Raw genomic sequence first — 15767 nt, forward strand, 5'->3', positions numbered from 1 at the left:
TAATAATAAAAAGCATTACACGAATGGCTGACGATAAAAAAATAATTTTCTCAATGACTGGCGTTACCAAAACGTTCAAGTCGGCTAACACACCTGTATTAAAAAACATTTATTTAAGTTTCTTCTACGGAGCTAAAATTGGAATTTTAGGTTTAAATGGTTCAGGTAAATCCACTTTACTTAAAATTATAGCGGGAATAGATAAGAATTTTCAGGGAGATGTGACTTCCGATAAGGAGTTCACTACAGGTTATCTAGAGCAGGAACCAGAATTAGATTCGGAAAAAACCGTTTTGGAAGTGGTTAAAGAAGGAGCGGCAGCAACGGTTGCAATTCTTGATGAATACAACAAAATTAATGACATGTTTGGGTTAGAGGAAGTTTATTCTGACGCCGACAAAATGGATAAATTAATGGCACGTCAAGCCGTTTTACAAGACGAAATTGATGCTGCTAACGCATGGGAATTAGATACTAAGCTGGAAATTGCTATGGATGCCTTACGTACACCAGAAGGCGATAAGAAAATTGGAGTGCTTTCTGGAGGAGAAAAACGTCGTGTGGCATTATGTCGTTTATTATTACAAGAACCAGATGTGTTATTACTAGATGAGCCTACTAACCACTTAGATGCAGAATCTGTACATTGGTTAGAGCAACATTTAGCACAATATAAAGGAACTGTAATAGCAGTAACGCATGATAGATATTTCTTAGATAATATTGCAGGTTGGATTTTAGAATTGGATAGAGGAGAAGGTATTCCTTGGAAAGGAAACTATTCGTCTTGGTTAGACCAGAAGTCTAAGCGTATGGCTCAAGAATCTAAAACAGCATCTAAACGTCAAAAAACTTTAGAGCGAGAATTAGAATGGGTACAACAAGGCGCTAAAGGAAGACAAACCAAGCAAAAGGCGCGTTTAAAGAATTACGATAAATTAATGAGTCAAGACCAGAAGCAGCTTGACGAGAAATTAGAAATTTATATTCCTAATGGTCCACGTTTGGGAACTAATGTCATTGAAGCGACTGGTGTAAGTAAAGCATTTGGCGATAAATTACTTTATGACGATTTAAACTTTAATTTGCCTCAAGCAGGAATAGTTGGTGTTATTGGTCCTAATGGTGCTGGTAAAACTACCATTTTCAAAATGATAATGGGCGAAGAAACACCAGATAAGGGCGAATTTAAAGTAGGGGAAACTGCTAAAATTGCTTATGTAGACCAGAGTCACTCAAATATTGATCCTGAAAAAACTATTTGGCAAAACTTTAGCGACGAGCAGGAGTTAATACTTATGGGAGGAAAAGAAGTTAACTCTAGAGCTTATTTAAGCCGATTTAACTTCTCAGGTAGCGAGCAAAACAAAAAAGTAAGTTTGTTGTCTGGTGGTGAGCGTAACCGTTTGCATTTAGCTATGACGCTTAAGGAAGAAGGTAACGTATTACTTTTAGATGAGCCTACTAACGACTTAGATGTAAATACATTACGAGCTTTAGAGGAAGGTTTAGAAAACTTTGCAGGTTGTGCAGTAGTAATTTCTCACGACAGATGGTTTTTAGATCGTATTTGTACACATATTTTAGCTTTTGAAGGAAATTCTGAAGTGTATTTCTTTGAAGGCGGCTATTCTGAATATGAAGAAAACAAGAAAAAACGTCTTGGTGGAGACCTAATGCCGAAGCGTATTAAATATAAGAAACTGGTTCGATAGTTTTTAATCGGCAGTTGGCAGTCTGTAGTTAGCAGTACTCAAAAATAGTATTAAGTATTAATAAGAAAAACCTCAAATTGATTTCAATTTGAGGTTTTTTATGTTTTATTTATTTATGGAAATTAAAAAACGGTAACCATCTTAAAAGTTTTGGGTTATTACCAGCGTAGTTAATTAATCCAATTTGTAGACCATGTAAATTTTCTGTTTGATTAAATAATGAAATTGAAATACCAGTCATTTGTTTAGAATAACTATTTCCTAATGCTATTATCAGTCCATTTAATTTTTCAGCATTAATTAGTACACCAACAGGAACTCCATTTATGCTTCGATTTTCTATATTTTTTTTAGGTGAACCAATTCCAAAACCTGCAAAAACACCATTTAGTTTGTTTGAGTTAATCATGAAACTAGCAGTAAATCCATTGATTTTTTCTGCTCCATGATTTATTAGATTTATAGAAAAACCATTTATTTTATTAGTATGGGAAGAAAATGAATTTAATTGAACTCCATTCATTTGTTCTCCGGAAGCAACCAAATCCAACTTTACCCCATTATAAATATTTGGATTCCCAAAAGCTATACCTTTAGTGTCAGTACCAATTGAAAAATATTTTTTTTGTATAGTATCATTCTGAGTATAACTTTTTGTAGAAATAATTAATATTAATAATGTTAGAAAGTATTTGTTAAGTGCCATATTTAATCTTGTTATAACTAACTACTACTTAACATCATCCTTATTAGGATACCAATCTAATTGTATAACTTTTACATTATCGGTAGCAGAATTAACTAGCATTTTAAACTTTTCAACATTACTAAAACCATCGGTTCCTCTATAGTGGTATGGGTAAACTTCTTTTGGTTCAAAATCCATAACCGCACTTGCAGCGCTTTCAACCGTCATGGTATATGGTAAATTCATGCAAATAAAAGCTTTATCAATACCTTTTAAGTTTCTCATTTCCGGGATGTCTTCAGTATCTCCAGAAATATAAATACGTTCTCCACCAAGTGTTAGGATATACCCATTTCCTCTGCCTTTTTCATGAAATTTTAAGGCTTCAGGACGTAAATTATACATAGGTACCGCTTCAATATTAATACCATTAAGTTCTGTGGTATTTCCATTATTTAAAACAATACTATTAGCTTTTAAAGGATCTGGTAATTTTTCTTTTACAGCATTAGGCACAACTAATTTTACGCCTTCTGTATCTATAAAATCTAAAGTCTCTGGACTTAAATGGTCTCCGTGTATATCGGTTATTAAAATTAAGCTCGGTTTTTTATAGCCCTTATAAAGTGCTTCACTACCATTAGGATCTACATAAATTACATGCTCACCATATTCTAAAATCAAACTGGCATGTTCAATGGGTTTAATTCGTAACTCAGGAGTTATTATTGTTTCTTCCTGTACTTCAATCTCTGTGGTTACAGTAGACTCAGGACGTCTTTCTTTTTCATCGGTTTTACATGAACTTACTATAGAAAGTAAAATCATGCTCATTATAAGGTTTTTCATAGGATATAAGTTTTTTTAAAATTACAAATTTTAAGTTCAGAAATAAATGATGTAACAATTTTATAACATTTGCTACCTATAAAGTGAAGTAATTTATTTCTAACTTCATTTTTTTTATCGAAATTACACCACATTAATATTAACCAAAAACTAAAAATATACTTATGGCTGACGAATTTGATTTATTAGAAACTAATTCTAATCAGAAATCTGAAAAAGTAGACGTCAATTGGGGAAAAGCAATTGATACCATGAAATCTAAATTATCTCAGGAAGACGATCCAGAACGTCGCCAGAAAATTCTTAATGCGACATTAGATGATGTGGTTGGAATGGCAGAAAAGGATAGAACAAGTCTTTTAGATGCTATAAAAGATTTAACCGATTATCAAGATGAGGTTGGTATTTTATTCGAACGTTTTTCATCTTTAAATGCAAACGAGCAAAAAGTTATAGACGATGCTCAAAAAGCTTTAGAACGTGCTAAAGTAGAGTTAGAAGATGCTCAAAATAAACCAGATACCTGGTGGAATAACCTTTGGGGACGCAAAAGTAAAATTGCCAAAGCAGAACAGGCGTTAAAAGACGCAGAAAAAGTACGTGCTGGAGCCGACAATAAAGCAAAAGCAATGTTTCAGGAACGTATTGAAACTGCAGATGTACAAACGTTATTAAGCGAATTATCTTTTAAATCGCAAGCAGCCGTAACACGTCTAAAAAATCGTGAAGTAGAAATTAAAGAAGTAGAAGATAAGCTGCAAGTGGCTATTTTTGAAGCTTCTAAAAATCATACTAAGGCTTTAGAAAAGAAAAAAGAAGTTGAAGCTAAATTAGAAGAGCAATACGCTTTACTAAAACAAGCACGTCAAGCGTTAGAAGATGTGGTAGATAAGCAAAGTACAGCATATTCTGAAGCTATTGCAAAAGTAACTACAGTAGAGCAAAAAGTAGAAGAGCTAGAAGGTCTTAAAAATGCCTACACCACTTTGGCAGCTTCTAAAGACAGTTTTGTACACAAACATAACTTAACAATCAAAGTGTTAACCTCTTTACGTTCTAATTTACAAACCCATAGAGCCAAATTAAAGAGTGATACCGAAGAACGTTTAAAATATTACGATGGTTACGTGGTAGCATTAAAAGCACGTACAGACCAGGAATTTGCGGCTATATTAGAGCATTTAGGAGTTAAAACCGATGAGCATATTGGTGAAACTTTAGCGTCTATGCATAGTGCAAGTGCAAGAGCAAGACAGGAAATGATGGATAATATTCCGGTTCATGAAAAAGTAATGCAAGGTGTGTATAGCAGTTATGCAGAAGCTTTACAAGAAATTAGAACCAAAGATGTCGATATCCAGAAAAATTTTGCAGACCGTTATGGCATCGATATGAAAGAAATTTTTGAAGATTATTACAAAGCAGATGCCAATGCACCTGCTGGAGATGATGCTTCGGGAGCAGGAAATGGAGCACCAGCACCTAAAAAAGATGCAGGAGACGATTTATTAAGTTAAATCATAGAATCAGTCATTTCGAGATTTTTCGACCTTAGGAGAAAATAGTATCGAGAAGTCAATAAGTAATTAAAATAATAATTAGGGCGTTACCTACTTTTGCTTTTAAGGCAAAAGTAGGTCAGGCTTTCACTACTCACTTTTTTTAAAGCTACAAAAAGCTTTAAAAAAGAGTTCAGACAAACCGTTCAATCCTTAACGCAATTATGATTTTATTAAGTACATTTTAATAAATCTATATAAAGCTAAAAACTATTGTTTAATAAAAAATAAAAAGTAGTGAATGGAAGATTTTTTGAAAAAATTAAAATTGCTTAAAGAAATTTCAATTTCATTAAATACTCAAAGAAGTGAATTTGTGCCTGCATTGAAAAAACATGTAGATTCTGCAAAAATTAACAATCCTTTTTCAAGATTAGAAGATATATTCACTTCAAGTAAAAACAGTTATAAAGGTATTGTAACATCTAGAGATTTTGAAATTAAAAAAAGACTACGCTTTGGAGATAGTAAATTTTCCGGAGCAAAAATAACTGGAACTTTTCAAGATTTTGGAGATACACTAATTATTAAAGCAAAGGTAAATGCATGGAATAATTTTATGTTTGTCTTTTATGGCTTCGTTATTATATTCTATTTTGTTTTCGGAATATTAATGGTTCCAGAAATTATAAATTCTGGAGAAGATTTTTTTAGCGTAATTATAATTCCTTTTTTATTTATTCACGCATTTTTTATGTTAGGAATGCCTTACTTTTTTATGAGAAGAAGTGTTTTACGAACGTTAAGAGAATTTGAAAAAGAAATTCATTTCATTCAGAGTAAAGAGGTTAATAATAAATTATGATTGTAACTCCATTAGATTCAGCAGTTTTAGACAGTAAAGAGCAGTATGTTTTTTATCATAAAAAAGTCGACTTTGCTCTTAAAGAACTTATTGTATCTGTGCAAAGACATAAATTGTGTACGCAACAAGAAGTGGTGTTTTTTAAGCAGTATTGCGATTTGTTACTGTATTCTATAGAAGCCATGCGTATTAAGTATATGTATGATGATGAAGATAATATGAAAGTAGACTTAACCGAATCGGGTTTTCCTAATTATTTAGAGTTTCGCTACTTATATAATGACTTATCTTTAAGAGATAATTACTTACATAAATTAAAAGATATTAGCCAGATACAAGACGAGTTTTTAGATATTTTACTTAAAAAGAAAGTTCCCATAAAGCGCGATCAATTATTTCAAGCGTCATCCATAGTTTATTATACATCAGTAAAACAGGAATATATTTTTAATCGCTTTGTACAAGGTAAACTGGTAGAAAGTGAAGATCAAGCTAAAGGACAATATTTAGTAAGCTGGAGTTTTTTCGATGTTTCTCAAAATCGACCTTTTGTGTGTTATATGTACTTCAATTACGATGGTAAGGATGTACAAAAAGACAAGCAAAACTTATACGACGCCTTAAATGCAGTTGCAGACAGAGAAATGAATTTAGATACTATGGCTTATGGTGTAGATAAACGTATAAAAGATATTCATCCTACTTATATTAAGCGTATCGATTTAGGACCATTTCACAATGTATTTGCGAAAGATGAAAATGAAATGACGCATGCTATACTAGAAAGTATTGCTAAAAAAGAAATTCCGTTAGAATCTTACGCTTTAAGTTTAAAAATAGACGAAGTCAAAACCGGAAGTACCTTTTCAGAAGGTAGTTATTTTAACAAACAAACGCTTCAAAAATGGAATGATGTAGAAAGTTCTAAATATGTTTTTGCACCACATAGAATCATCCAATTATTATACAACAAAACTCCACAATTAATGAATAAACTGGCAGAAATGCCTTTTGAGATAGCAAGTCTTAAGAATTAAGTATTAAGTTTTCTATATCAATAAAATTTCAACTTATAAAAAAATATGCAGCACAACTCAACCTTTCCAATAAAACAAAACGAATTAGACACACTTCGTGACGAAGCTTCATCTTACTTAAAAAGTGTACAATGGGAGCAAAGTTCTCGAGCAAAACATAAAGATAAAGACGCTAAAGACACTTCAATTTTATTGTATTTGTCTAAAGCCAATAATGGCGGTAGTGCAGAAACGACTTCGGTTTCTAAAACCATACTTGCTTTAAAAAAACGGCTATTACCAGACTCTGTTGCAATTCCTTTATTTTTAAATCAGACACTTTACGCAGTTCAAGAAGGGTTAACTTTAGGGACATGGATAAAAGATTCATATTATGATGCTTCAGGTTTATCGAGCTTGATTCAAAATAAATCGGCTTTAGATACCAACGGAAAGCGAGAGTACGAAAGTAAAATGCATACAGGTACTGCTTTTATGTTATTTGCAATGTCGTATTATATTTTACATCAGTTAAAACCTTTTGCGTCGGATGATTTATCGGTAATGAAACAAAAATTTGCAGGCATACCAGAAGTCTCATTTTTATCGCCTTTAAAAGGATTTTCATGCGCTATGTTTTATTTCGATAAATATCTATCTCATCCAGAATTAATCAAAAGCGATAAAGATGTTATAGATTTTACGGTGGTGTATTTTGAAGCTTTAATAGCTGAAATTCAACTAAGAAAAAGCACTTTAGAATATACCGCAACTATTGAAGATAGAACGTATAAACTAGAAAATTCCGATTTTTCAATCTCGGGATGGAACAATGTGTTTTCGGGTACTGCAAAAAGTGTAGAATTTAATAAAATTAAGTTTGAACAAATTGTAGGAAACCGCGATGCTAAACACTTTGCAAGACGTTTAACTGAACGTATGTTAAGTTACGATTTTGAAGCAAAGAAAAACCCGTTTCAGGAATTAGGCGGATTTATGCCTGTGTTTATGGGATACGGAATTCCAGGAACAGGAAAAAGTATGCTTATAGCTGCTATTGCTACTAAATTGAAAGAGCATAGTGATGCTTTAGATATTCCATTTTTGTTTCATCCAATGCCAGACACTTTAATTAGTACGTTTCAAGGTGGTTCTGCCGAGAAAATGGTGGAGTGGATGAAGCCTATGCAAGACCCCACCAAACTTATTTTTGCACCTATTGATGATGCCGAAAATAATTTACAAGAGCGAACAGCGCAAGGTGTATCGGCTGGTGTTAAAGAGGTTATTGGAGTCTTTTTACGTTATACCGAAGGTGCTTATGCGGTAAATTACGGAAATAGTTCTATAGGATTATTTACAAATTTACCGGAAATGCTGGATAAAGCTGTTATTTCTCGTGTGCAAGGTCGTTTTAAAATTGATGGCGCAAGAACGGAACACGATTTCTTAGACCAAGATCATTTATGGTGGCGCAAATTAGATCAAACTATGCCCGATTTTGTAAACATGCAATCGCCAGACAATTACACGTTTTTACAAGACCAAGGTTTAGCTAAAAACATGGGCGATATTTTAAGTAGCGTAGAAAAACCTACAGAAGCTCGTGTATTAGAAGCGTATGCAAAAGCCGAAAGTTTGCATAAAACCAATTCGCATTTGTTTTATGCTGCGTTATATAAAGAAATTCAGGCTATTTTTCCATTCTTTTCATCAAGAGATGTTAGAAACATTCAAAGTGCGGTGTCGTTGCGTTTAACCGATTTTGATTTAGAAGAAGATTGGTTTGAAAATCCAGAAATTTATTTCAAACAAAATTACGAGACCAAGTTTAATATGCTTCAAGAAGTTATGAAGGCTAATATGAAAGGCTTAAACTTTTCGGATATTAGACGTCAAGAAGTGGTACGTTATTTAGATAATGTTGCTACTATAGCAGATACCGATTTCAAACGTAAAGTAGACGCTAGAATTAATCAATTACAAATTGAAACCAAAGCCAGAGAGCAGTTTGGGAAGTAATACTTAGGATACTATTGTTTTATGCAAAAACTTAAAGACGCCAATTTATATAATAATGAGCTCATTCCTATTAGTGGGAAATTAGTTGAGCGCTATAATGAGTGCTTAATAAAACTTGGCTTCACACCAACTAAACTTACCAGTTTCCATATTGATGGTATGGGCTGGAGCCCTGAGATTGCTATAGAAAAAGATAATAGTGCGTACCTAAATAATGGAGAAGCCAACTTACATGGTATATTAATTTCACCTTTACAACATCGTAAACCTGTTTTTGAGCCATTTCATACCTTCGATAGAGATATGATGCAAGACGTATTTAGAATTCATGGCGATAAAATAAAAGATATTACTAGAGATTGTGCTATTTGTATCGATTTTGACCAATTTATAGATGCTTTTTATGAGCCTTTAGATGTTTTAAAATACAAAACAGTAGATATTAGTTTTCATTTAATAAACGATTTAGAAAACAAACAAAAAGAGCAACGCCGGTTAATTGAAACATTTAAAGAAGGACATCATTTTATAGATGAAAAACTACATGCTAAATTATTAGAATCTGCTAACACCTATGGAGATTTAAGAGATAGAGATTTAAGTTTACATAGTCTCACTTTTACAACGGAATCGTTTTTTACTAAAGCATTTGGCGGCGTTTATGTACTTCGAGATTTTATAACACCTATTATAGTTTTTAAAGATCTTAACTGGTATAAAGAAGCTATAAAAGATACATTACATGATGTGTTGATTTTTCATATGCAGCAACCAGAATTAATAGAAAAGTTAACAGACCATACCATTATTTCTTGCGATTTAGAAAAAGTAACTCAAGACGAGCGTTACGACCGTATTAAAAAGTTTGAACTAATTTCAGCTATAAAAGAAGCTTCACATGCTAAAAAAGATATTTTAAACGATCCTTTATTGTTTAAAAGCTACTTAAATAAACTGGATATAGAATCTCGAAAACATGTCATGTCTGTAGAACTATATCTGGAAAAAATAGAAATCAGTAATCAATATAAAATTGCCGATTTAATTAAAGACGACCTATATTTTGCCCTGCACGAACCACATTCATCTTTAACAGTAAACCAAAAAGATTTGATTTGGAAATTACTTACAGATATTTCACCTAAAGATGTTTTGCACTTGTATTGGTACGATAAAGCTCAATTTTACAAAACCTATGCGACTTGGGATGACGGTTTTAAAGATTGGGTCATAGAAATAATTAGTAACAAAATTGCGTAACTTTAGACGTATATAACAAATAAAAACGATGACTTTAGAATTAATCATATTTATAGCAGCTATTCTTTTCGGAATCTTACTGTACTGGAGAGAATCTAAAAGCAATAAAATATATCGCACTTTAAATAAAATAATGTACTCTAAAGAGTTACAAATGTCCCCACATAGTACAAAAGGGTTTATTTATGAGCAGAATTTTTTAATGCGACTGGTTTATATTTCATTATTATTTATTGTAGCCATATTAATTTCAAAATTATTTTTACCAATAGAAATTGCTACAATCCAGCTATTTGTGTCTTCAATTGTGGGAACTTTAATTGGAACGTATCTCGCCGGATTTATTTTAAAATCTTCTAAAGTCATTGAAGCTCAAAGTGAAACCTTAGAAGATGTTGTGCAAAATACTTTAAATAAAGGGAAAGATGTTTTTGAAGATTTAAAGAACAAAGACAATAAAGCTATAGAAGTTGCTAAAGAAGAAATAAAAGAAGAACCAGAAGTAGAGAAAAAGTCTGCCAGAGAACGTTTAAAGGATAAAGGATTAATGTAAATCTAAATTTATATTGTTATTTATTTAATTAAATTTCTAAAGCTAATAGCAAACGGCTAAAAGCTAAAATCACAAAACCATGATAAAAAACTATTGGAATAAAGGAGGCAAACAAAAAGGAATAACTATTCTTGTGACTATTGTTATTATTGCCTTATTGTTTTTTTTAAGAGACGACTATCAGCCAGCCTTACTGTTTTTTAGAAAATTTATTTTCATCATTTTATTAAGCGGTCTTATTTTGTTTTTTGGTTTAAGATGGTTCCGGAAATCGGCTTCAATATTAAGACGAGTGGTTATACTTATTAGCTTAATTATCTTTTTTGGACTGCTTTATATTTTAGGTTGGCAGGTTAAATTGTATGACTACATGAAAACTTATAATGTGTTTAACGATTTAAATAAAGTTGAAATAAATGAATTGCCGCTAACTCAAAATGAACGTATTCAACCCTTAAGAAATATTTTCTCTATGGCTAATGAAAGTGTAGGAGAAACCAAAGATGTGTCTTTACCACATTTGGTGCGAATAGATACCACAAACCAGTGGACTATGGCTATCCAGCCATCTGAAAAATATGTGATGCAGCGCTTAAATGATAATACCGAGGAAGTTTTTGCCGTATCCAGTACCACGCCATTTCCTCGTTTTTCAAGTGAAAATAGAATTCCTGTTACATTTTCTATTGGAGAATCTTTAAAATGGAGCCGAAACACTTATAATGCGGTTGTACAACGTTTTAATTTGTGGCAACTCTTTAATTACGAGCCAAGCGATACCTATTACATGAAAAACGATAAAGGCGCCTGGGTACAAGTCGTAAGTTTAATTAAATGGAAAGGATTTTTCTTTCCATATCCAAGTTTTGGTGGTGTTATGGTTATAGATAATGGGGAACATGATTTTAACGATTATTTGGAACGTGTTACTATTGGAAAAGGAACATACATTTCTCCTGAAGAAATGAAGAATCATCCTTATTTAACGCGACAAAATACCTTGTCTGAAAAAGTATCTCAATTACAAGCCGAATCTCTTAAATTTTTAGGAGGCTTTAGCGACCCTTTGCCATGGAATATGGAAACCGCAGTAAAAATTCCAAATTTACCAGACGACCAGAATCAGCAACCCTTTGTAACCGATTTTAATTTTGAAGATACTAAAATTGATGCCTATTCAGGGTTATATCATTGGTTTGGGTTAGAACCGGTAGGAGATGAGCGCACCAGTTTAACCTTTAGTGTGTTTATTCCAGCAGACGGAACCGATAAGTTATATTATTACGATCATGCGTCTAAAAAACAAGGTTATGCAGGCGTTTCGGCAATGCCTTTAAAAGTGATTGAATCCAGAAAAGAGTATGATTGGTCGGTAAATAAACCCGTAGAGTTTAGACCTTACATTAAAAATTTAGCAGGTAGAAAGCGTTTATTTTTCTTAGGAACCATTTCTTCTGTGCGCGATGGAAGTTCAAAATTTGATGGCTCTGCAACACCAGATTTAACGTTAATAGATAGCGAATACAGAGATGTGGTGTGGATTGATGCAAAACACCCGAGTAAATGGGAAAAGACGGTTTATGACCAGTTAAATGAAGCTTGGCGTGCAAGTGAAGGCATTGGAGAATACTTTAATGAAGAAGAAAAGTTATTAGAAAAAGCGGAAACCATTTTAGATTCTGTAAGACGTATTCCTGCTGTAAATTCTAATAATGAAGAGATTTTAAGGCTTCAGAAGAAAATTGACTCTATAAAAATATTAGAAAGCAAATAAAAAGATAAAGCGGATAAAAAAAATCAAGTCTAATAGACTTGATTTTTTTATTTAAAATTCTGTATTGCAACCTTCTTCGGTTTCGCAGCCAAATAAGCTCTTTTCCATTATGAGCTTAGAAACTCCTTCAGGAAGCATTTCTTGCCAACCATCTTCTCCGTTAGAAATCATTTTTAATACTTTTCTGGAGAATACTACTAAGCTTTCCTCATTAACGTCTTCAATATCTATAACTTTTCCGTTATATTTAAAGAATTTGTAAAGCTCTTTCATTCTTGGGTGCACCTTCACATTATCACTTGTAGTAAGTGTACCATCATCATTTTTCATTGGATATAAGTAAACTCTTAAATCTTTAAAGAATAACTTACCAAAAGCTTCCAGAATTCCTCCACTTAAGTGTGTGTAATATTTCTGGTCAAAAATATCTACTAAATTATTAACGCCCATAGCTAAGCCCATACGACTCTTGGTGTATTGTGAGAAGTATTCTACTAACTTATAGTATTCCTGGAAATTGGATATAAGGACTGTTTGCCCTAAAGAACATAATAAACGCGCTCTATCCATAAAATCCTGTTCATCAATTTCTCCTTCAGCTCGTAGGTTTGATAACGTAATTTCAAAAATTACCTGAGTATTGGCTTCATCAACCTTGTTTTCATTAATAAACATATCATAAGATTTCTTATACATGTCCATATTAACATTGGTAACCGGTCTAAAGCTACCTCTTAAGGCTAAAATGTTTTTCTTATAAAGAACACGTGCTGGTAAAACGTTATTTCCGTCTGGAGCAAACATTACGGCATCTGTCATCCCATTTTTTACCAGTTGTAAACTCATTAGACGATTATCTACATCTTCAAATACTGGTCCCGAGAAGTTAATGGTATCTATTTCTAACTGATCTTTATCTAAATGGTCGTATAAATATTTTAGTAATTTTTTAGGCTGATTGTATTTGTAATAAGCACCATAAATAAGGTTAGTGCCTAAAATACCTAAGGTTTCTTGTTGTAATCTGGCATCATTTTCTTTAAAACGAATATGAAGTATTATTTCATTATAAGCTTCATTAGGATCTATTTGATATTTAATTCCAACCCAACCATGACCTTTATATTTTTTTGCAAAATCTATAGTAGCCACAGTATTGGCATAACTAAAAAAGAATTTATTCGGATGTTCCTCACGACTTAAACGCTGCTCAATAAGATTAATTTCATGAGTTAGCATTTTTCTTAATCGCGCCTCAGTTACATATCGTTTATCGTTTTCAATACCATAAATGGCATCACTAAAGGCTTTGTCATAAGCAGACATGGCTTTTGCAATAGTACCAGAAGCACCTCCAGCTCTAAAAAACTGCCTAACAGTTTCTTGACCAGCTCCAATTTCGGCAAAGGTTCCGTAAATATTTTCATTTAAATTAATACGTAATGCTTTGTCCTTTATTGAAGGGATGTTTTCAAATGCTTTATCGCCTTTTAATGTGATTTCTTCCATTTTAGTAGATTCTGTTGCATTACAAATGTATCATTTTCATTTATCATAAAGAAAAAAATAACTTACTTTTGTTGAAGACATTTATGAGTTTAAAAATAACATTTTTAGGTACCGGGACATCTCAAGGAATTCCAATTATAGGAAGTACACATCCGGTTTGTTTAAGCCCAAACCCAAAAGATAAACGCTTGCGGGTTAGTATTTTAGTTGAGTGGGATTCTTATACCTATGTAATCGATTGTGGGCCAGATTTTAGACAGCAAATGTTAAAAGCAAAAGTATCTAAATTAGATGGTGTCCTTTTTACTCATGAACATGCAGACCATACCGCAGGATTAGATGATATAAGACCTTTTTGTTTCAAGCAAGGTGCAATGCCTTTTTATTTACATGAACGTGTATTGGGAGAGCTAAAAACACGTTTTGATTATATATTTACTACAGAAAATAAATACCCGGGTTCTCCTGTTGTGGAAGCTAGAGTGATTGAAAATAAACCATTTAAATTAAATAACTTAGAAGTTATTCCTATAAATGGCTACCATAACGGACTTCAAGTTTTTGGTTATAGATTTTTAAACTTTGCATATCTAACCGATATGAAAACTATAGATTCTGTTGAGTTAGAGAAACTTAAAAATTTAGATGTTTTGGTTATAAATGCTCTTAGGGAAAGTTTTAGTCCGTCTCATTTTACCTTAAGTGAAGCTTTAGAAATGATTGATAAAATAAAGCCTAAGAAAGCATATCTAACACATATAAGTCACCAATTAGGATTTCATGATGAAGTTGAAGCCCGTTTACCAGATCATATTCATTTAGCATATGATGGATTAATTTTAAAACTTAAATAATTAGAATTTATGAAGAATAGAGTTTTTATGTACCTGTTTATTTTTACTTTGTTACTAGTATTGTTTCAATATATCAATTCAAAAAGTATTATTGAAGATTACGATAAAAATTTAAAAACCGCAGAAAATAGAGTAGAAGTGTATTCAGATTCTATAAGTATGCTTAAAGATAAAATTTCAGATTTATCACAATTTGATTTAAATTATAGCGATGATGCTATTTCATTTTTTCAGGATAATGGTATCGATTCTGAAAAGTTAATGCCTGTTGTTAAAGATGCTTTACTTTCTATGAATATGCAGGATGGCGACACTCATCCCATAATTCCATATCCAGGCGGAAATGGTAACCGAATGCTTTTAAATTCGGTTAAATTCTTAAATCATAAATGGCTTATAGCCGACTTTTCGGATGGAACCTTATGGGGAGAAATTTTAATTGGTTATAGTATTGATGAGAATAACGATATTAAGTTTAAGGAAATCGAAACTTTACTTTATCCTTACCAGAGGTATTAAAGTTTCTGTTCCAGCCAGTCTTTTAACTCATAAAAGTTTTGAGGTGCTACACCATGTCCTACAGGAAATTCATTATAAATGTGTTTAATATGATGTTTTTCTAAATATGGACTAGTTTTTCTGGCCCAATCTACAGGAATAACTTGATCTACACTTCCATGTGAGGCATAAATATCTATATTTTTGTAAGCGTCTTGAGTTTTTAATTTGATAATATCTTCATTGATATAACCGCTTAAACCAATAATGTTTTTAATCTTTTCAGGATAGGTTAGACCTACCGAAAAACTTAAAATACAACCTTGACTAAATCCTAATAAAGTGACATTATCTTTATCTACAGGATAATGAGAACAAGCTTCATCTATAAATGTAGCTATAAGCTCTCTGGATTGAATCGCTTGGTCATTATCACTCCATTTATCATTATTGGCATCAAAATTTATAGCATACCAAGCATTTCCGTAAGGTTGTAATTGGTATGGAGCTTTTAGTGAAATAATAAATAATTCCTCCGATAATTCGGGAGCAAACGAAAATAAATCATTCTCGTCACTACCATAACCGTGTAATAATATAAGTAAAGGTGCTTTTTCTTTTAAAGTTGAAGATCTTGTGATATGATTTATTGAAAATGAAGTCAT

14 protein-coding genes are annotated in these 15767 nt (G+C 32.2%); 10 read left to right on the forward strand and 4 right to left on the reverse strand.

All coding sequences use genetic code 11. The features are described 5' to 3' along the window. The first annotated feature begins 23 nt into the window (after positions 1–23). Positions 24–1715: an energy-dependent translational throttle protein EttA gene (gene ettA / locus C7H52_RS07175; RefSeq protein ID WP_106463218.1), complete on the forward strand. Its 1692-nt coding sequence runs from the start codon at positions 24–26 to the stop codon at positions 1713–1715. A 109-nt stretch (positions 1716–1824) separates the two neighbouring features. On the opposite strand, the gene C7H52_RS07180 is transcribed toward ettA, so the two are convergent. Together C7H52_RS07180 and C7H52_RS07185 are read right to left on the reverse strand one after the other, a co-directional pair. After that, positions 1825–2421: an LA_2272 family surface repeat-containing protein gene (locus C7H52_RS07180; protein ID WP_106463219.1), complete on the reverse strand. Its 597-nt coding sequence runs from the start codon at positions 2419–2421 to the stop codon at positions 1825–1827. Between the two features lie 24 nt (positions 2422–2445). Continuing rightward, the gene (locus C7H52_RS07185; protein WP_106463220.1) at positions 2446–3252 is read right to left on the reverse strand and encodes an MBL fold metallo-hydrolase; all 807 of its coding nucleotides are present in this window, start codon (positions 3250–3252) and stop codon (positions 2446–2448) included. 164 nt (positions 3253–3416) lie between these two features. On the opposite strand from C7H52_RS07185, the gene C7H52_RS07190 reads away from it, so the two are divergent. The 7 genes from C7H52_RS07190 (at position 3417) to C7H52_RS07220 (ending at position 12241) form a co-directional block, all read left to right on the forward strand. After that, on the forward strand, positions 3417–4769 hold the full coding sequence (locus C7H52_RS07190; RefSeq protein ID WP_106463221.1) for a microtubule-binding protein: 1353 nt from the start codon (positions 3417–3419) through the stop codon (positions 4767–4769). Positions 4770–5052: 283 nt separating this feature from the next. Next, complete coding sequence (locus tag C7H52_RS07195) at positions 5053–5616, forward strand: hypothetical protein (protein WP_106463222.1); 564 nt, start codon at positions 5053–5055, stop codon at positions 5614–5616. Further along, positions 5613–6653 carry a hypothetical protein gene (locus C7H52_RS07200; RefSeq protein WP_106463223.1) on the forward strand — a complete coding sequence of 347 codons (1041 nt, stop codon included), beginning with the start codon at positions 5613–5615 and terminating at the stop codon, positions 6651–6653. The genes C7H52_RS07195 and C7H52_RS07200 overlap by 4 nt, the downstream gene beginning before the upstream one ends. 45 nt (positions 6654–6698) lie before the next feature. Beyond that, positions 6699–8654, forward strand: coding sequence for an AAA family ATPase (locus tag C7H52_RS07205; RefSeq protein ID WP_106463224.1), 1956 nt, complete (start codon positions 6699–6701; stop codon positions 8652–8654). 21 nt (positions 8655–8675) lie between these two features. Then, complete coding sequence (locus tag C7H52_RS07210) at positions 8676–9914, forward strand: DUF6638 family protein (protein ID WP_106463225.1); 1239 nt, start codon at positions 8676–8678, stop codon at positions 9912–9914. Positions 9915–9942: 28 nt separating this feature from the next. Further along, entirely contained in the window at positions 9943–10467 is a 525-nt protein-coding gene (locus tag C7H52_RS07215) for a hypothetical protein (protein WP_106463226.1), read from the forward strand. Positions 10468–10546: 79 nt separating this feature from the next. Beyond that, a complete protein-coding gene (locus C7H52_RS07220; RefSeq protein WP_106463227.1) occupies positions 10547–12241 on the forward strand; it encodes a hypothetical protein in 1695 nt (564 codons plus the stop codon). A gap of 51 nt (positions 12242–12292) precedes the next feature. Here C7H52_RS07220 and C7H52_RS07225 read toward each other — a convergent pair whose 3' ends face one another. Continuing rightward, a complete protein-coding gene (locus C7H52_RS07225) occupies positions 12293–13750 on the reverse strand; it encodes a nicotinate-nucleotide adenylyltransferase (RefSeq protein ID WP_106463228.1) in 1458 nt (485 codons plus the stop codon). Positions 13751–13833: 83 nt separating this feature from the next. Here C7H52_RS07225 and C7H52_RS07230 point away from each other — a divergent pair, with 83 nt between their 5' ends. Together C7H52_RS07230 and C7H52_RS07235 are read left to right on the forward strand one after the other, a co-directional pair. Further along, positions 13834–14604, forward strand: a complete 771-nt coding sequence (locus C7H52_RS07230) for an MBL fold metallo-hydrolase (RefSeq protein WP_106463229.1) — start codon at positions 13834–13836, stop codon at positions 14602–14604. Positions 14605–14613: 9 nt separating this feature from the next. Then, positions 14614–15123, forward strand: a complete 510-nt coding sequence (locus tag C7H52_RS07235) for a hydrolase (protein ID WP_106463230.1) — start codon at positions 14614–14616, stop codon at positions 15121–15123. Here the strand turns inward: C7H52_RS07235 and C7H52_RS07240 are convergent. Further along, a complete protein-coding gene (locus C7H52_RS07240; protein ID WP_106463231.1) occupies positions 15120–15767 on the reverse strand; it encodes an alpha/beta hydrolase in 648 nt (215 codons plus the stop codon). The two genes, C7H52_RS07235 and C7H52_RS07240, sit on opposite strands and share 4 nt — an antisense overlap.

Origin of the sequence: Aurantibacter aestuarii, assembly GCF_003008425.1 — a bacterium.
Taxonomy (GTDB): Bacteria; Bacteroidota; Bacteroidia; order Flavobacteriales; family Flavobacteriaceae; genus Aurantibacter; species Aurantibacter aestuarii.